We start from the raw sequence: 16975 nt of genomic DNA, 5'->3' as shown, positions 1-16975 counted from the left end.
GCACGCAAGGATGACGTAGCGTGCGGGATAGTTGTCCCTGTGCAACACTCGGGCTGCCTGAGCCCGAGCCGGCCGGAGGGAAGTCCCGTATGGCGGATCCGCTGACACTGGCCGCGGTGGGCGCGCTCGCCCTCACCGAAGGGGTCAAGTTCCTCTACTCGCAGGCCGGCGAGGCGCTCAAGGCCTGGCGTGAGTCGCGCAGGTCCGGCCGGACCTCCACCGAGGTGGAGATCAAGGCGCCCGACGTCTTCGCCCAGGCGCCGAGCCGGGCGGAGATCGACTTCGAGGCGGTGGAGCGGCTGGAGCGGGAGCTGCGGGAGTTCCGGGCCGCGTTCGCCGACGTCCACGACGACATCGACGAGATCGACGAGAAGGACGCCGCCACCCTCGAACGCGTCGAGGGTCTGCGCCGGGCCATGGAAGCGATCTATCACCAGCCGCTGGTCTTCAAGCGGGAGCCCGGCTCGGCCGCCGCGCGGGGTGAGGTCGATGTGGACGAGGTTCTGGGCTACGCGGCCGGGCTGCGAGCGCGGAAGGTGCTCGGCGGAACCGTCACCGGCATCGTCCGGGCCGGCCGGGTGGAACGAGAAGGCCGCGTGGTCGGAGTGGAGATCGACGAGGTCGGATAGGCGGCGGCCGTGGCGGACTTCACCGGACGAGAGTGGTTGTTCGAACGGCTGGCCGAGTGGGAGCGGAGCGACCGGCCGGTTCTGCTCATCGAGGGCCCACCGGGCAGCGGGAAGACGGCGATCGCCGACCGGATCGCCCACGGATACGCCTACGCGCACTTCTGCCGCAGCCGTCAGCCGTCGACGCTCAGCCCGCTGACCTTCGTCGAGCGACTCAGCGAGGCCCTCGCCAACGGCGACGAGGACGTACGCCGGGCGCTGCTGGAAGCGCACGCCGTGACGGTGGACGCGGTCGGCGCCGTCGAGGTCGAGGAGGCTCATCCGGGGGCCGAGATCAGCGGCGTTCGCGTCACGGTTCAGCTGCACAACTTTCCGGCCACATTGGCGTACGAGGAACTGGTCCGCAAGCCGCTCGAGCGGGCCGGCGTGGACGCCCCGACGGTGCTTGTCGACGCCCTCGACGAGGGTGGCGAGCTCGGCCGGGACAGCATCGCCGAGCTGCTGGCCAACGTCGCCGGTGACCCGGCCGCGGGCGGCGTGCGCTTCGTGCTCACCGCTCGCAGCGCCGACGCCCGGATCGACGACCGCTTCCGGTCGGCCGAGCGGATCCACCTCGTCCGCGACGCGCCGCCGGGCGATCACGACATCCGCGACTACCTCGCCGCGAGGCTGGCCTCGATGCCGCGGCGGGAACGGGAGATCGCCGTCGACCGGGTCGCCGCGGCCAGCGACGGCATCTTCCTCTACGCCCGGCACGTCGCCGACACGCTGCTGCGCGACCGGGACGTCTGGTCGCGGATCGAGAGCTTCACGCTGCCCCGCTCGCTGTCCGAGGTGTACGCGACGTTCCTGACCCGCGAGCTGGCCCGTGACCAGAGCGACCGCGACTGGCGCGAGCGGTTCCGCCCGATCCTCGGCCTGCTCGCCGTGGCCCGCGGCGACGGGTTCACCCGCGAGGCCCTGATCGCCGCGTCCCGGCGGCTGTCCGACGCCCGCTCGGCCCAGCTCTGGGACGCGGTCACCGCCTGCCGGCCGTTCCTCGAGGTCGACGCGGAGGATCGGGTCCGGATCTTCCACGAGTCGTTCCGCGAGTTCCTGCTGACCGACCCGCCCTATCCGATCTTCCCGTCGGACGCCCGGGACGCGCTCTGCGACCACTTCCTGAGCGAGCACGACCCGGACTGGACGAGCCGGGACGACGCGTACGCCGTGGAGCACCTGCCGCGGCACCTCCTCGACGCCGAGCGGCCGGACGACGTGACCGGCCTGCTCGAGGACATGGCGTTCCTGGCGGCGAAGATCTCCGCATTCGGCGTCCCGGCCCTGCTGCGCGACCTCGCGGCGGCCGTCCGCGAGTCCACCGGCGACGAGCGGATGCGTCAGCTGTACGACGTCGTCGACCGGTCCGCCCACCGGCTGCGGACCCCGGCCGGCGGCGACTATCCCGGCCGGGTCAGCCAGCACCTCCTGCTGGCCGTCCGCGAGCCGGCCCGGGCCTGGATCGGGGAGCTCGCCGAGCGTCATCTGGCGGCGATCGGGAGACCGTACCTGCGAAGCAGATGGCACGCCGGCACGGAAAGCCCCGCGCTGCTGCGCACGCTGGTGGGCCATGCCGGCGCGGTGGTCGCGGTGACCGTCGACGGACGCGGCGAGCGAGCGCTCTCCGCCTCGTCGGACGGCACCGCCCGGCTCTGGGACATCGAGACCGGCGAGCCTCTCGGCGTCTTCGGCGCCCACCGTGCCGGGCTGGTCGCCGCGGCGTTCGTCCGCGAGGAGTCGGCGATCCTGACCGCGAGCACCGACGGCGAGCTGCGGGTCTGGGACCTGCGGACCGGCGACCCGATCGCCGGGCAGGAGGTCCCGGGCGGGATCGCCGTGGTCGATGTGACCGCGGACGGCACGTCCTGTGCGGCCGGCGGACCGGACGGTGCCGTGTTCACCTGGGATCTGGACGGCGCCATCCGCGAGCTGCTTCCGGCCTGCCCGTCGGCGGTGACCCTGCTCCGCCACAACGACGAAGTCGTCGTGGCCGGCACCGCCGCCGGCGAGGTGCACGTCTGGGACGCCGGCGGCGGCGCCCACCGTGGTGTCCTGACCGGCCACGGAGACCGGGTCACCGGCCTGCGGCTGCTCGGCCCGAGGCTCGCGGTCTCGACGTCCCACGACGGCAAGGTGCTCTTCTGGAGCCTCGAGTCGTTCATCGCGCTGCGCCAGGTCCGCTCCGAGGGGGTGACCCAGTGCTACGACCTGGCGTGGGTGCCCGGCGCCGAGGTCGTGATGGTCGCCGGGAACGGCTGGACCGTCGACACGTACGACGTCCGCACGGGGGACGAAGTGGCCCGGATCAGCTCGGACAAGCTCCTCCCGCACTTGCTTACCATGTCGCCGGACGCGGCGACCGTCCTCGCGACGTCGGTCGAGGACCGCCGGATCCGGGTCATCGACGTCGCGTCCCGCGAGGTGACCGGCGAGCTGAGCGGGCACGGCGACTACGTGGACGCCGTCTGCATCACCCCGGACTCCCGGCGGGCGGTCTCGGCCGGGCACGACCGCACCGTCCGCGTGTGGGACCTCACCGCCGCGGCCGGCGAGGGCTTCGAGGGTCACGGCGCCTCGGTCCTCGCCGTCTCCACGGCCGCGCACCGCAACTTGCTGCTGTCCAGCAGCTTCGACGACACGGTGCGCGGCTGGGACCTGGAGACGGGCGAGCCGCGGCTGTTCTTCTCGCGCATCCAGCAGTTCATCAACGTGATCGCCGCCGACGTGTACGAGAACTTCGCCCTGGTCGGCAACGCGCGCGGCCACATCGAGCGCTTCCCGACCGGCGAATACGCTCAGGTCGATGCCCTGGACTACAGTCTCCGGCGCGTCACCCACACTCTCGCCGAGGGCAGCGAGAGCGTCAGCTCGATCGTCTCGCTCGGCGACCTCATGGTCCTGGTCATCGCGTCCTGGCACGACACGGACATCCTGGTCCGGGATCTCCTCGGCACGAACCGCCTGATACACACGCTGACCGGGCACACCGGCAAGGTGTGGGCGCTGACCGCGCTGCCCGGCGGACGAGTCGCCAGCGGCGCCGAGGACGGAACGATCCGCGTCTGGGACGTGATCGCCGGCACCGAGTCCTTCGTGCTGCGGGGCGACGACGCCCAGGTCCGCGCGCTCGTCGCCGATCCGGAGGGCCGGTTCCTGCTCGCCGGCTGTGACGACGGCAGTCTGCGGCTCTGGGACGTGGCCGGGCGGCGGGAGCTGCGCCGGATCCGGGCGCACGACGGCGAGGTGCGGTCGGTGGCGTGGCCGGCCACCGGCATCGCGTACTCGACCGCCGTCGACGGCCACCTGATCGAGTGGGAACTGCCGGACGGTGCCCGGACCATCGACATCGACATGGGTGCGGCGATGAACCAGGTGGCCATCGCGGACGGCGGCATCTACTTCGGCACCTCGGCGGGCGACATGCACGGCCTGACCCGCGTTCCCGCCCTGGTCGTGGAGAAGGGCTTCCGCAGCGACATCCGGCTCACGCTGATGACGCCGGAGGCGCTTCTGTACGGCGAGCCGGGCAGCTTCCGCCGCCTGGAGGTGATGGCCGGCCAGATCGACTTCACCATGGGTGCGCCGCTCACCGGCGGCCGCGTCGACGGCAGGCTCGCCTTGCTCAGCCCGGCCAGCGCCGAGCTTCTCGACATCCGCACCAGGCGGGCGCGGTGGAAGGGTGAGACGGGTGATCCGGTGGGCGCCGCGGAGGCGATGGAAGGAGTCCTGCGCGATCTTGTGCGAACGTGCGGGCCGGACGACTCCCGGGTTCTGGCCGCGCGCGGCGAGCTCGCCCGCTGGCGTGGCGAGGCCGGCGACGCCGAGGCCGCGGCCCGCGCAGCCGAGGAGCTGGTGGCCGACGCGACCCGGATCATGGGCCCGGACCACCAGTACACGCTCAGCGCCCGCGGCAACCTGGCCACGCGCCTGGCCGAGGCGGGTAACGCCGCCGGCGCCGTCCAGGAGCTCGAACGGCTGCTGGCGGCCAGGATGCGGCTGCTCGGCCCCGATCATCCCGACACGCTGCTGACCCGCAACAACCTGCTGCATGTCCGGACGCAGACCGGCGACACGACGGGCGTCCTCGCCGCGTTCGAGGAACTGCTGGCCGACCGATTGCGCGTGCTCGGCCCCGACCACCCGCACACCCTCGACACGTACGCGCACATCGCGGCGTGGCGCGGCCAGGCGGGCGACCCGGCCGGCGCCGTCGCCGTCCTCAAGGAGCTGCTGCCGGCCCTGATCCGGGTCTACGGCCCGGCTGACCCGCACACCCTGGAGGCGCAGTACAACCTGGCCGTCTGGCGTGGCGAGAGCGGCGATCCGGCGGGCGCCGTCCTCGAACTGGAACACCTCCTTCGGATCATCGCCCAGGTGTTCGGGCCCGAGCATCAGCGGAACCTTCCGGTCTATGCCGGTCTCGCCCATTGGCGTGCTCGGGCCGGGAACTACGCTGGTTACTCGGACGCGCTGGAGCGGCGCCTGGCGATCGCGGAACGGGTCCAGGGCGCCGACCATCCCGACACCGTGCGGAACCGGGAGGCTCTCGTCCGCTTCCGGAACCAGAGTTCTCCCGCTCCCGGCGAATGACTACGCGGCCGGGGACGGCGTCCGGTCGATCCGCTCCTCGGGCGAAGGCTCGCCGAACACCAGGCCGGAGCCGTCGTGGTCGATCCGGACGACCTGGCCGGGGCGGAGGTCGTCGTGGAGGATGCGCTCGGCCAGGACGTCCTCGACCTCGCGCTGGACGGCGCGGCGCAGTGGGCGGGCGCCGTACGCCGGGTCGAAGCCCGCGGCCGCGAGGTGGCGGCGGGCGGCCCCGGTGACCTCGACGCCCATGCCCCGGTCGCGCAGCCGCAGGTCGACCCGGGCCAGCAGCACGTCGACGATGGCCAGCACGTCGGCCTCGGTCAGCCGGGGGAAGACCACCGTGTCGTCGATGCGGTTGAGGAACTCGGGGCGGAAGTGCTGCCGGAGCGCCTCGTGGACCTTGGCGCTCATCCGGTCCCGGGTGCCGGCCGCGGTCTCGAAGCCGAGCGCGAACGGCTTGGCCGCGTCCCGGGCGCCGAGGTTGGTGGTCATGATGACCACCGTGTTCGCGAAGTCGACGACGCGGCCCTGACCGTCGGTCAGCCGGCCGTCCTCCAGGATCTGCAGCAGCGTGCCGAACACGTCCGGATGCGCCTTCTCGATCTCGTCGAACAGCACCACCGAGTACGGGTTGCGCCGCACCTTCTCGGTCAGCTGGCCACCCTCCTCATGGCCGACGTAGCCGGGCGGCGAGCCCACCAGCCGGGACACCGTGTGCCGGTCGTGGAACTCCGACATGTCCAGCCGGATCAAGGCGTTCTCGGCGCCGAACAGGAACTCGGCCAGGGCCTTGGACAGCTCGGTCTTACCGACCCCCGACGGCCCGGCGAAGATGAACGACCCGGACGGGCGCCTCGGGTCCTTGAGCCCGGCCCGGGTGCGCCGGATCGCCCGCGCGACCGCCCGGACCGCCTCCTGCTGGCCGATGATCCGCTTGTGCAGCTCGTCCTCCATGCGCAGCAGCCGCGCGGCCTCCGCCCCGCCGAGGCGCTGCACCGGGATGCCGGTCCAGCGGGCCACGACCTCGGCGACCTGCTCGTCGCCGACGGTGGCGCCCCCGGCGGTGGCGCCCCCGGCGGTGGCGTCACCGCCCGGCCGCAGGAGCGTCCAGGCGCCGGCCTCATCGATCAGGTCGATCGCCTTGTCGGGCAGGAAGCGGTCGGCGATGTAGCGCCCGGACAGCGTCACGGCGGCGGTCAGGGCGGCGTCGGTGTACGAGACGTGGTGGTGCTGCTCGTACCGTCCCCGCAGTCCCTGGAGGATCGCGACCGCCTCGGCCGGGGTCGGCTCCTCGATCGGCACCGGCTGGAAGCGGCGGGCCAGCGCCGCGTCCTTCTCGAAGTACTTGCGGTACTCGGCGACGGTGGTCGCGCCGATCGTCTGCAGATCCCCCCGGGCCAGCAGCGGCTTCAGGATCGAGGCGGCGTCGATCGCGCCCTCGGCCGCGCCCGCGCCGACCAGCGTGTGGATCTCGTCGATGAACAGGATGACGTCGCCGCGGGTACGGCACTCGCGGACCACCTTCTTGAGGCGCTCCTCGAAGTCGCCGCGGTAGCGCGCGCCCGCCACCAGAAGCCCGAGGTCGAGCGCGTAGACCTGCTTGGCGCGCAGCGTCTCGGGCACGTCGCCGGCCACGATCCGCCGGCACAGGCCCTCCACCACCGCCGTCTTGCCGACGCCGGGCTCGCCGACCAGCACCGGGTTGTTCTTGGTGCGGCAGGCCAGCACGACGACGATGCGGTCGAGCTCGCGATCGCGGCCGACGACCGGGTCGAGGCCGTCGTCGCGGGCACGCTGGGTGAGGTTCGCGCCGTACTGGTCGAGCACGGCCGAGCCGGTCGGCGGCGCGGCGGTCAACGCCGGATGGCCGGAGAGCAACTGCAGGACCTTCTCCCGTACGCGTCGCGGGTCGGCACCCAGGGTGACCAGGATCTGCGCCGCCACACCGCCGCCCTCCCGCACCAGCCCGAGCAGGATGTGCTCGGGGCCGATGTGGTTGTGACCCAGCTTGAGTGCCTCGCGCAGGGCCAGCTCGAGCACGTTCTTGGCGGTCGGGGTGAACGGGACGTGCAGGCCCGGGCCCTCCTGGCCGGCGCCGATCGCGTCCTCGACCTGGGCGCGGGCCGCCTCGAGCGTGACGTCGAGGGCGATCAGGGCCTGCGCGGCCACCCCGTCACCCTCGCTGATGAGACCGAGCAGCAGGTGCTCGGTGCCGATGTAGTGGTGGTTGAGGAGCCGGGCCTCTTCCTGAGCCAGGACGACAACCCGGCGGGCCTGGTCGGTGAACCGTTCGAACACGACACTCACGTCCTCGCGGCGAGGCCCCACGCACCCCACCCGGTGGGCGCACGGGGGCGCGCGTCAGGGTGGTGTGCGCTGAGTCAGAGCCTCTTGGCGTCGACGCGGGCCCGCGTGGGGGGCTCGCACGCTCGTGCAGGCGCGGCTGCCCCCTCAACGTACAACGGAAAACCTACGATGGCCTCAGGGAGGTGCCGCCATGACCGCTGCCGAACGCCGCCGCCAGGCCAACGACCGTGCCCGCCGGCGCGCCATCCGGGCCCTCGCCGCCCAGATGGGAGTGCCTTACTCGGTCGCGGCGCGGCTGATCGCCGACCCGCACCGCGCGCTGGTGTTCGCCCACCGCGAACAACGCCCGTTCCATGCCCGGGTGCGCGACACCCGCGACGCGGCCGCTCCCCCACTGGGCCGGGCCGCCCACCTGACCGCCCGCTTCCCCCGCCTGCGCACCGCCGCCGGCCGGCTCTACGACGGCCGGGACCGGCAGACGGTCCTGGCGATGCTCTACCTGGTGGTGGCGCACGAGTCGCCCGCCCTGATGCCGGCGGCCGAGGAGCTGGCGTGGGTGGCCGAGCTGGGCGAGGAGACCGCGGTCGACATCACGTGCGCGGGCCTGGACCGGACCGCCCGGCTGGTGCTGGAGGACGAGCACTGGCGGCTGTGGCGGCGGGTCGAGGCGGCGATCGAGGCCGGCGACCCGCGCGGCGAGGCGACGATCACTCTCGGCCGGGAACTACGGACGGTGAGTCTGCGGGGCTCGCTGTCGGGTGCGCGGCAGACGCTGGACGCGGTGCTGCTGGCGGCGCATCGGCTCAAGGCGCCGGGGGCGCAGGCCGGGCCGGGCACGGTGGTCGGCGCGCGCTGGGCGACGAGCGGGCCACCGATGGCGTACGAGGTACGGGTGGCCGGCGATCCGCGGGTGCACCTGGTCGACCTGGGTTCGTCGCCGCAGCCGGCCGGCGTCTGAGACCCGGTCAGCTCCTCGGCGTCTTTCCCCGCCGGCCGTCTTGCCCGGCACCGGCCCTCAGCTCCCCGGCGTGATCGACAGGCGCCGGCCCTCAGCTACCCGGCGTGATCGACAGGCGCCGGCCCTCAGCTACCCGGCGTGATCGACAGGCGCCGGGCGGTCGCGGTCGCGGCCAGGAAGCCGGCGACGACGATCGCCGCTTCGGCCCCGATCACGGCCGGGGTGAGCGCGAAGTCGAACGCCCAGCCGACCGCGACGGCGGCGAGGATCGCCAGGGTCAGGGCGGGCGGCAGCAACAGGCCCATCGTGCGGGCGGTGACGCGGATGCCGGCCGCGTGGCGCAGACCGACCCGCACGCCGACCGCGGCGCCGGTGACGACCACCGCGGCCACGCCGCCGTAAAAGACGCCGGCGGCGAGCCAGATCGGCACGCGCACGCCGCGGGGCAGGTCGAAGGCCGCCACGAACACCTCGTGCAGGGCCATCACCAGGCAGTAACCGACGACGAGCGACAGCACTGCGCCGATCGTCGCCACCCCGAGGACCGGCCCGTACAGCGGCGGGGTGCGCTCGACCCCGGCCTCCTCGGCGACCCGCGCGGCGAACCCGTCGACGTCGGGGCCGACTAGGCCGGCCGGGTCGAGACCGTCGGCGGCCGCGGCCTCCAGCTCGACCCGCAGGTCGGCGGCGAGGGCGGCGCGATCGTGCGGGCGGACGCCGAGCGCGCGCCACCGCCGCTCGGTCGCGGTCACCAGCCCGTCAACGGACGGCATGTTCATGGTCGTCTCCCGAGGGGGTGAGGGTGTCGTTCACGACGGCGGAGAACCGGAACCACTGCGCCCGCCACGCCGACAGCCGGTCGCGGCCGGCGTCGGTGAGCCGATAGATCTTGCGGGGCGGGCCGCTGGGGCTCGGCTCGGACGCGTTCGCCACCAGCCCGAGACGGTGCAGCCGGGTGATCAGCGGATAGACCGTGCCGTAGCTGACCGTCCCGAAGCCGGCCGCCTCGAGCCGGCGGACGAGGTCGTAGCCGTGCGCGGGCTCGGCGGCGAGCAGCGCGAGCAGGCACATGTCGAGGCAGCCGCGCAGCAGCTGGGCCTGCCGTTCGGCCGCGTCGTCCCCGCCCGGCTCCACTACCATGCGGAACATAATACCGCCGCTATTATGCGGCGTCTAGTAGTGGCTCCGGACTTGCCCGACGGCAGCGCGTCAGCGGTCGTCGCGCCGCTGCAGCTGCCAGGCGGCGTTGACAGCGGCGGCGACGGCGGCGGAATCCGCCTCCGTCAGCCGGGCCACCACCATCATGTGCGCGTCGAACCGTGGTGGCACGAAGAACGTGCCGGGGTGGTCGGTCAGCAGCCGCTCGCGCTCCTCGAAGCCGGAACGGACCACGATCTGCTCGGCGTCGAGCTGCCGGGCGACCAGCCGGCCGGACCGGTCCCATCGGCGCAGGCCACCCCGGCGGCTCTCGCGCACGCCGTCCAGACCCTGCATGATCGCGGCGACATCCTCGACGGTCATCATCGCTAAGCAGGATCCCACGGCGGTGGCTAGGTTGGGGGGATGGAATACCGCACCCTCGGGCGCAGCGGATGCGCCGTCTCCAATCTCTGCCTCGGCACCATGACGTTCGGCAACGAGTCGGACGAGCAGGTCGCACACGCCCAGCTCGACATGTTCGCCGAGGCCGGCGGCACGTTCGTGGACACCGCCGATGTCTACTCGGCCGGCGAGTCGGAGCGAATCATCGGCCGCTGGCTGGCGTCGCGGCCGGCGGAGGTCACCGAGGGGATCGTGCTCGCCACCAAGGGCCGCTTCCCGATGGCCCCCGACCCCAACGGCGCCGGCCTGTCCGCCCGGCACCTGACCCGGGCGCTCGACGCGTCGCTGAGCCGGCTCGGCGTCGACGCGGTCGACCTCTACCAGGCGCACGCCTGGGACCCGATCACGCCGCTCGAGGAGACGCTGCGCACCCTGGACGGGTTCGTCCGGGCCGGGAAGATCCGCTACTACGGCTTCTCGAACTTCACCGGCTGGCAGCTGACCAAGGCCGTCCTGCTGGCGCGCTCGCTCGGCCTGACCGGCCCGGTCAGCCTCCAGCCCCAGTACAGCCTGCTGGTGCGCGAGATCGAGTACGAGATCGTGCCGGCCTCGCTCGACGCCGGCCTCGGCCTGCTGCCGTGGAGCCCGCTCGGCGGTGGCTGGCTGACCGGCAAGTACCGCCGTGACCAGCGCCCGACCGGCGCGACCCGGCTCGGCGACAACCCCCAGCGCGGCATGGAGGCCTGGGATCGGCGCGGCACCGACCGTACGTGGGATGTGGTCGAAGCCGTGCAGCAGGTCGCCGAGGCCCGCGGGGTCTCGATGGCCGAGGTCGCCCTCGCGTGGGTGACCGACCGCCCGGCCGTGACGTCGACGATCCTGGGCGCCCGCACCACCGACCAGCTGGAGGCCAACCTGAAGGCGGCCGGGCTGCACCTGACCGCCGAGGAGACCGCGGCCCTCGACGAGGCCAGCGACCTGCGCCCGACCGATTACCCGTACGGACCGCTCGGCATCGACCAGCGCAGCCGAGCCCTATAGCGCGGCGGCGGCGGGCAGGCTCACGGTCACCGTCAGCCCGCCGCCCGGGCGCGGGCCGGCGGTCGCCTCCCCGCCGTGCGCGGCCGCGATCGAGGCGACGATCGCCAGGCCCAGCCCGAACCCACCGTCGGTGGTGCGCTCGTGCAGGCGGCGGAACGGCTCGAACAGGGTGCCGACCACGCCGGGCTCGACGACCGGGCCGGTGTTGCCGACGGTGAGCACGGCCCGCCCGGCGACGGCGGTCGTGCTCACCCAGACCGCGCCGCCCGGCACGTTGTAGCGGACCGCGTTGTCGACCAGGTTGACCGTGAGCCGCTCGAGAAGGATCGGGTCGCCGCTGGTCGGCGCCGGGGTGAGCGAGACGTGCAGCTCGGCGGTCCCGGCGAGCGCCGCGGTCGCGTCCAGCGCGTCCTCGGCGACCGTGGCCAGGTCGACCGCCTCCCGCTCGAACCGCCCCTGATCGGTACGGGCCAGGGTCAGCAACGCATCGATCAGGGCCTGCGCCTGCGCGACGCCGGCCCGCAGGTCGTGGCCCATGCCCAGCAGCTCGGCGCGGGTCGGCTCGGGCTTGGCCAGCACCACGTCGGCGGTGGTGCGCATGACCGTCAGCGGGGTCCGCAGCTCGTGCCCGGCGTTCGCGATGAACCGGCGCTGGCTCTCGAACGCGGCCTGCAGCCGATCGAGCATGTCGTCGAACGTGTCGGCCAGCTCGCGCAGCTCGTCGCGGGGCCCGGTCAGCGCGAGCCGGGTGCCGAGCCGCTCCCCGGAGGCGTTGCGCGCCGCCTCGGTGATGCGGTGGACCGGGCGCAGCACCCGGCCGGCGGCGATCCAGCCGGCCACCGCCGACAGGACCGTGACCGCGAACAGCGTGCCCAGGGACAACCACAGCAGCCGGTCGAGCACCGCCCGGCGCTGGCTGGTCGCTCCCGTGGTCAGGCCCTGGTCGTACGCCGTCTGGCATTTGCGCATCGTGCTCGGATCGGCCTCCGGGTCGTCCGCCACCTTCGCGCACACGCTCGCGAAGTCGGGCGGGGGCGTCGTCCCGGGGTCGACCGGCTCGGACAGCCCGGCGGCGAGCAGGCCGTAGGTGATCGCGACGAGGATCGCACCGCACACCGCGAAGAGGCCGCTGTACAACAGCGTGAGCCGGACCCGGATGGTCATATCCGGTAGCCCCGCCCGACCACGGTCTCGATCACCGGCGGCGGGCCGAGCTTGCGCCGCAGCCGGGCCAGGGTCACCGACACCACGTTGCTGAACGGGTCGGCGTACGCGTCCCAGACGTGCTCGAGCAGCTCCTCGGCGCTGACCACGGCACCGTCGGCGGCGACGAGCATCTCCAGCACGCCGAACTCCTTGCGGGTCAGCGACAGGGGACGACCGGCACGGCCGGCCCGGTGCCGGGCCCGGTCGACGGTCAGGTCGCCGCGGCGGACCAGCGGGGGCGCCGACGTGGCCCGGCGGGCCAGCGCCCGGACGCGGGCGACCAGCTCCGGAAAGGCGAACGGCTTGCCCAGGTAGTCGTCGGCGCCGAGCTCCAGCCCGTCGACCCGGTCCTCGACCGACGCGGCGGCGGTCAGCAGCAGGATCCGGGCCGGAGCGCCGGCCGCCAGCGTGCGGCACACCTGGTCGCCGTGCACGACCGGCAGATCCCGGTCGAGCACGATCACGTCGTACGCGGTGGTGGTCGTCCCGGCCAGCGCGGCCGCGCCGTCGTGCACGACGTCCACCGCCATCCCGGCGTCGCGCAGTCCCTCGCCGATCCGGGCGGCGAGCGTGACGTGGTCCTCGACCACCAGTACGCGCATGCCGACATTGTGCCCCGGCCCAGGTGACATCCGTCCAACAAGCGGCGTAGCGCTGCTGTCACCGCCCGGCCGCTAGACCGGTGTCCCATGAGGACACTTCTTCGCGGGGCCCTGACGGCGGCCGTCGTCGTGCTCGGCCTCGCCGCATGCGGCGACGATCCGCCGGCATCCTCGGTGCCGCGGCTGGCGACCAGCGGGGCCGGCACCAGCGCCGGCCCGGACGACAACGACCGGAACCTGAACACCGTCGCCGGGGACGGCAGCGCCGGCCGCCGCGCGAAGCTGCACGCCGCGGCCGAGTGCATCCGGCAGCACGGCGCGCCGGCCTACCAGGATCCGGTGCTGACCGGCGACGGCTACGTCTACACCGACGAAGCGGCGTTCCGGTTGCTCACCGGGCCGCAGCTGGACGCCGTCACCGCGGCCTGCCGGGACCTCATCCACGCGGCCGGCTTCTCGATCCGCGACCAGGGGCCGCCGCCCCCGGCGCTGCTGCGGGCCGGCGTGAAGTCGGCGCAGTGCTTGCGGCAGCACGGCCTGCCCAAGGTGAAGGACCCGACCGTCGACACCCACTTCACGCCCGGCCACGGCTTCGGCCTCGACCCCGCCGCGGCGCCGCCCGGCGGCAAGCAGAGCCCGGTCCTGCAGCGCGCCGTCGACGCCTGCCGCAGCATCCTGGACCAGGAGGAGCAGGCGTCGAGTCTGGGGAACCTCGGCCATGCGTAGGCGGACCGTCCTGGGCGGGACCGCCCTCGCCGTCGCCGCGGCCGCCGGCGGCTGGTGGTCGCTGCGGGACACCCCGGCCGGGCCGGCCCTGGCCGCGGTCCCGGGCGGCTCGGCCACCGTGACCCGCACCGACCTGACGAGCGTCGCCACGGTCGGCGGGACGCTCGGCTACTCCGGCGGCTACGACGTCTACTGGCCGGGCGCCCCCGGCACGGTCACCTGGCTGCCGCGGCCGGGGCAGGTGATCGGCCGGGGGCAGCCGGTCGCCGCCGTCGACAACCGGCCGCTACGGCTTCTCTACGGCGACCGGCCGGCGTGGCGTCCGCTGCGGCTCGGCGTCACCGCCGGGCCCGACGTCCGGGCGCTGGAGGCCAACCTCGTCGCCCTCGGCTACGCCTCCGGGCCGGCGCTGACCGTCGACGGCCACTTCACCCGGGCCACGGCGGCGGCCCTGCGCCGCTGGCAGCGCGCCACCCGGCAGAGTGTCACCGGCGTGCTGGAGCCGGGGGACGTCACGTTCCAGCCCGGCCGGCTGCGGGTCACGACCCTGGCCGTCCGGACCGGCAGCCGGGCCGGTGACGGGCTGCTGCTGTCCGGCACGTCGCCGACGGTCGTGGTGAACCTCGCCGTGCCGGTGACCGACAGCTACCTGGTGCACCTGCGGGACGCGGTCACGGTGACGATGCCGGACGGCAGCAGGGTGCCGGGGCGGGTGACCGAGCTGTCCTCGGTGGCGACCGCGCCGGCCGACACCGACCCCGGGCGCGGCGGCAGCCAGGTGCCGTCGGTCCCGGCCCGGGTCACCCTCGACCGGCCGGTGACCGGCGCCTCACTCGACGAGGCCCCGGTCCAGGTCGACGTCACCGCGGCATCGGCCCGGCACGTGCTCGCGGTGCCGATCACGGCGCTGGTCGCGCTGGCCGGCGGCGGCTACGGCGTCTACCTGCTCGACAGCGGCGCCCGTCGCCTCGTCGGCGTCACCCCCGGACTGTTCTCCGACACGCTGGTGCAGGTCACCGGCGACGGGGTGCGCGAGGGCGCGACGGTGGAGGTGCCGGCGACATGACCACCGCCGCGCTGGAGCTGGCGAACGTCAGCAAGATCTACCCACGGCCGGCCCGGGTCGTCGCGCTGAGCGGCATCGACCTGGTCGTCGCGGCCGGCGAGTCGGTCGCCGTCACCGGCGCCTCCGGAGCCGGCAAGTCGACGCTGCTGAGCATCCTCGGCACCCTCGAACGGCCCACCGGCGGCACCGTACGCGTCGCCGGCATCGACACCTCGACCCTCTCCGACGGCGAGCTGTCCGAGGTCCGCGCCACCCGGCTGGGCTTCGTATTCCAGCAGTTCTTCCTCCTGGAGCACATCAGCGTGCTCGACAACGTGGCGACCGGCCTGCTCTACCGGGGGGTGCCGGCGCGGATCCGGCGCGAGCGGGCGGCCGAGGTGCTGTACGAGGTGGGCCTGGCCGGTCGCATCGGGCATCGCGCCGGTCAGCTCTCCGGCGGTGAGCGGCAACGGGTCGCCGTCGCCCGGGCGATCGCCGGCCGTCCGGCGGTGCTGCTGGCCGACGAGCCGACCGGCAACCTCGACTCGGCCACCGGCGCCGGGATCATCGAACTGCTCCGCGGCCTGGCCGGCGAGCACACCACCGTCGTGGTCATCACCCACGACGCCGAGGTCGCCGCCGCCATGGGCCGGCAGGTCCACCTGCGCGACGGCCGCATCGTCACCGGCGATCGGGGGAACCACTGATGTCCGCGCACCTGCGACTGCCCGACGCGATCGGCCTCGCCACCGTCGGCCTGCGTGCCCGCCGCGTACGCACCGCTCTGTCCGCCCTCGGCATCGCGATCGCGGTCGCCGCCGTGGTGGCCGTGCTCGGCATCGCCGAGTCGGCCAAGGCCGATCTGCTCACCCAGCTCGGCGAGCAGGGCAACCTGCTGACCGTCGCCTCGGCCGAGTCGGTCGACGGCCGCACGCTGCCGCTGCCCGCGACCGCCGAGTCGATGATCGCGCGCATCCCGCCGGTGCGGACGGTCACCGCGGTCGGCACGGTCGACGGCGTGACCGTGCGGCGCAGCCGGGCGATCCCGGTCGAGCAGAGCGGCGGCATGAACGTGCTCGCCGCCCAGCCGTCGCTGCCGGCCGCGATGGCCACCCGGGTAGTGCTCGGTCGCTACCTCGACGCCACCGCCGAGCACTACCCGGTCGCGGTCCTCGGCTACGAGGCCGCGAAGATCCTCGGCATCACCGCACTCGACGCCGGCACCCGGGTTCTGCTCGGCGACCACTACTTCACCGTGGTCGGGGTCCTCGCGCCGGTGGCGGTCGCGCCGGAGATCGACGTGGCGGCGCTGATCGGCTTCGGGCAGGCCGCGCAGGTGTTCGGCCGGTCGGCCGGCCCCAGCCGCATCTACCTGCGCGCCGACCCGGACCAGGTGGCGGCGGTGGCCGCCGTGCTCACCGCCACCACCGTGCCGGACGGCGGACAGGACGTGCAGGTCCGCCGGCCGTCCGACCTCCTGCTCGCCCGGATCGCGGCCAAGGGCGCCTTCGTCGGGCTCTTCCTCGGGCTGGGCGGCATCGCGCTGCTGATCGCCGGCGTCGGCATCGCCAACATCATGGTGATCTCGGTGCTCGAACGGCGCGGCGAGATCGGCCTGCGCCGCGCGCTCGGCGCCCGCCGGCGGCACGTGGCCGGCCAGTTCCTGCTCGAGTCGACGCTGCTGGCCGCGATCGGCGGGGTGCTCGGCGTCGCGCTCGGGGTGCTGGCGACCGCAGTCGCCGCCCGGATCGGCGGCGACCCGGTCGCGATACCGCCCGGGGGCGTGGCCGCCGGGCTGGGCGCGGCGCTGCTGGCCGGCGCCCTGGCCGGCCTCTACCCGGCGGCGCGGGCGGCCCGCCTCTCCCCGGTCGAGGCGCTGCGCGCCCTCTGACGGCTGGGCTCGTCGGCACGCGCATTCCCGACAGCGCACGGCAAGGCGGCGGCGTAGCGTCACGGGCAACCCTCACGTGGGAGGCCTCCGATGAGGCTCACCGTGGCACAGCTCAAACCGTGGATCGTGACCGGCGCGGTGGTGCTGGTGATCCTGGTCGCCGGCGGCACCTATCTGGCCCGTCTCACCCTGCGCGACCAACCGGCCGCCGATCCCCCGGCACCCTCGGCCCCATCGACATCGACATCGACATCGACATCGGCATCGGCATCCGCGTCCGACCCCGCGCCTGCGCCCGTGCCGTCTCCCCCGGCCAAGGACGGCTCCCCGCCCGCGCACCCCACCACCGGTCCCGCCACCGGTCCCACCACCGGCCCCGCCAGCACCCGGCCCACCCCC

The 16975-nt window shown here is 74.1% G+C and carries 14 protein-coding genes; 8 read left to right on the top strand and 6 right to left on the bottom strand.

What is annotated here, in order from left to right; genetic code table 11:
- The first annotated feature begins 89 nt into the window (after window positions 1–89).
- Both ACQP2F_RS12450 and ACQP2F_RS12445 read left to right on the top strand, forming a co-directional pair.
- The gene (locus ACQP2F_RS12450) at window positions 90–629 is read left to right on the top strand and encodes a hypothetical protein (protein ID WP_433303598.1); all 540 of its coding nucleotides are present in this window, start codon (window positions 90–92) and stop codon (window positions 627–629) included.
- Between the two features lie 9 nt (window positions 630–638).
- The gene (locus tag ACQP2F_RS12445; RefSeq protein ID WP_433303597.1) at window positions 639–5258 is read left to right on the top strand and encodes a tetratricopeptide repeat protein; all 4620 of its coding nucleotides are present in this window, start codon (window positions 639–641) and stop codon (window positions 5256–5258) included.
- Here ACQP2F_RS12445 and ACQP2F_RS12440 read toward each other — a convergent pair whose 3' ends face one another.
- Window positions 5259–7556, bottom strand: coding sequence for an ATP-dependent Clp protease ATP-binding subunit (locus ACQP2F_RS12440; RefSeq protein WP_433303595.1), 2298 nt, complete (start codon window positions 7554–7556; stop codon window positions 5259–5261).
- Window positions 7557–7755: 199 nt separating this feature from the next.
- Here ACQP2F_RS12440 and ACQP2F_RS12435 point away from each other — a divergent pair, with 199 nt between their 5' ends.
- A complete protein-coding gene (locus ACQP2F_RS12435; RefSeq protein ID WP_433303593.1) occupies window positions 7756–8523 on the top strand; it encodes a hypothetical protein in 768 nt (255 codons plus the stop codon).
- Between the two features lie 125 nt (window positions 8524–8648).
- Here ACQP2F_RS12435 and ACQP2F_RS12430 read toward each other — a convergent pair whose 3' ends face one another.
- From ACQP2F_RS12430 to ACQP2F_RS12420, 3 genes are all read right to left on the bottom strand, one after another.
- Complete coding sequence (locus ACQP2F_RS12430) at window positions 8649–9302, bottom strand: hypothetical protein (RefSeq protein WP_433303591.1); 654 nt, start codon at window positions 9300–9302, stop codon at window positions 8649–8651.
- Window positions 9283–9663, bottom strand: a complete 381-nt coding sequence (locus ACQP2F_RS12425) for a PadR family transcriptional regulator (RefSeq protein ID WP_433303589.1) — start codon at window positions 9661–9663, stop codon at window positions 9283–9285. The genes ACQP2F_RS12430 and ACQP2F_RS12425 overlap by 20 nt, the downstream gene beginning before the upstream one ends.
- 69 nt (window positions 9664–9732) lie before the next feature.
- On the bottom strand, window positions 9733–10047 hold the full coding sequence (locus tag ACQP2F_RS12420; RefSeq protein ID WP_433303587.1) for a hypothetical protein: 315 nt from the start codon (window positions 10045–10047) through the stop codon (window positions 9733–9735).
- Window positions 10048–10086: 39 nt separating this feature from the next.
- Here ACQP2F_RS12420 and ACQP2F_RS12415 point away from each other — a divergent pair, with 39 nt between their 5' ends.
- Entirely contained in the window at window positions 10087–11106 is a 1020-nt protein-coding gene (locus ACQP2F_RS12415; RefSeq protein WP_433303586.1) for an aldo/keto reductase, read from the top strand.
- Here ACQP2F_RS12415 and ACQP2F_RS12410 read toward each other — a convergent pair.
- Window positions 11101–12270, bottom strand: a complete 1170-nt coding sequence (locus ACQP2F_RS12410; protein ID WP_433303583.1) for a sensor histidine kinase — start codon at window positions 12268–12270, stop codon at window positions 11101–11103. The genes ACQP2F_RS12415 and ACQP2F_RS12410 overlap by 6 nt on opposite strands.
- Window positions 12267–12914, bottom strand: coding sequence for a response regulator transcription factor (locus tag ACQP2F_RS12405; RefSeq protein ID WP_433303582.1), 648 nt, complete (start codon window positions 12912–12914; stop codon window positions 12267–12269). The genes ACQP2F_RS12410 and ACQP2F_RS12405 overlap by 4 nt, the downstream gene beginning before the upstream one ends.
- Before the next feature lie 87 nt (window positions 12915–13001).
- On the opposite strand from ACQP2F_RS12405, the gene ACQP2F_RS12400 reads away from it, so the two are divergent.
- The 4 genes from ACQP2F_RS12400 to ACQP2F_RS12385 are packed head-to-tail and all read left to right on the top strand — an operon-like array spanning window position 13002 to window position 16576.
- Entirely contained in the window at window positions 13002–13640 is a 639-nt protein-coding gene (locus ACQP2F_RS12400; protein ID WP_433303580.1) for a hypothetical protein, read from the top strand.
- The gene (locus ACQP2F_RS12395; protein ID WP_433303578.1) at window positions 13633–14706 is read left to right on the top strand and encodes a peptidoglycan-binding protein; all 1074 of its coding nucleotides are present in this window, start codon (window positions 13633–13635) and stop codon (window positions 14704–14706) included. Before ACQP2F_RS12400 ends, ACQP2F_RS12395 begins: the two co-directional genes overlap by 8 nt.
- Window positions 14703–15392 (top strand): ABC transporter ATP-binding protein, encoded by a 690-nt coding sequence (locus ACQP2F_RS12390; protein ID WP_433303577.1) that lies wholly within the window; start codon window positions 14703–14705, stop codon window positions 15390–15392. The genes ACQP2F_RS12395 and ACQP2F_RS12390 overlap by 4 nt, the downstream gene beginning before the upstream one ends.
- Window positions 15392–16576, top strand: coding sequence for an ABC transporter permease (locus ACQP2F_RS12385; protein WP_433303575.1), 1185 nt, complete (start codon window positions 15392–15394; stop codon window positions 16574–16576). The genes ACQP2F_RS12390 and ACQP2F_RS12385 overlap by 1 nt, the downstream gene beginning before the upstream one ends.
- The last annotated feature ends 399 nt before the right edge of the window (window positions 16577–16975 follow it).

This window comes from Actinoplanes sp. CA-030573, assembly GCF_050951115.1.
Classification (GTDB): Bacteria; Actinomycetota; Actinomycetes; order Mycobacteriales; family Micromonosporaceae; genus Actinoplanes.
This window is presented reverse-complemented; position numbering and strand designations above follow the sequence as displayed.

Coding starts and splice junctions, on each gene's coding strand:
- ACQP2F_RS12400 (WP_433303580.1), top strand. CDS start 13,002: ATGAGGACACTTCTTCGCGGGGCCCTGACGGCGGCCGTCGTCGTGCTC.
- ACQP2F_RS12420 (WP_433303587.1), bottom strand. CDS start 10,047: ATGATGACCGTCGAGGATGTCGCCGCGATCATGCAGGGTCTGGACGGC.
- ACQP2F_RS12450 (WP_433303598.1), top strand. CDS start 90: ATGGCGGATCCGCTGACACTGGCCGCGGTGGGCGCGCTCGCCCTCACC.
- ACQP2F_RS12385 (WP_433303575.1), top strand. CDS start 15,392: ATGTCCGCGCACCTGCGACTGCCCGACGCGATCGGCCTCGCCACCGTC.
- ACQP2F_RS12430 (WP_433303591.1), bottom strand. CDS start 9,302: ATGAACATGCCGTCCGTTGACGGGCTGGTGACCGCGACCGAGCGGCGG.
- ACQP2F_RS12410 (WP_433303583.1), bottom strand. CDS start 12,270: ATGACCATCCGGGTCCGGCTCACGCTGTTGTACAGCGGCCTCTTCGCG.
- ACQP2F_RS12390 (WP_433303577.1), top strand. CDS start 14,703: ATGACCACCGCCGCGCTGGAGCTGGCGAACGTCAGCAAGATCTACCCA.
- ACQP2F_RS12395 (WP_433303578.1), top strand. CDS start 13,633: ATGCGTAGGCGGACCGTCCTGGGCGGGACCGCCCTCGCCGTCGCCGCG.
- ACQP2F_RS12435 (WP_433303593.1), top strand. CDS start 7,756: ATGACCGCTGCCGAACGCCGCCGCCAGGCCAACGACCGTGCCCGCCGG.
- ACQP2F_RS12415 (WP_433303586.1), top strand. CDS start 10,087: ATGGAATACCGCACCCTCGGGCGCAGCGGATGCGCCGTCTCCAATCTC.
- ACQP2F_RS12405 (WP_433303582.1), bottom strand. CDS start 12,914: ATGCGCGTACTGGTGGTCGAGGACCACGTCACGCTCGCCGCCCGGATC.
- ACQP2F_RS12425 (WP_433303589.1), bottom strand. CDS start 9,663: ATGGTAGTGGAGCCGGGCGGGGACGACGCGGCCGAACGGCAGGCCCAG.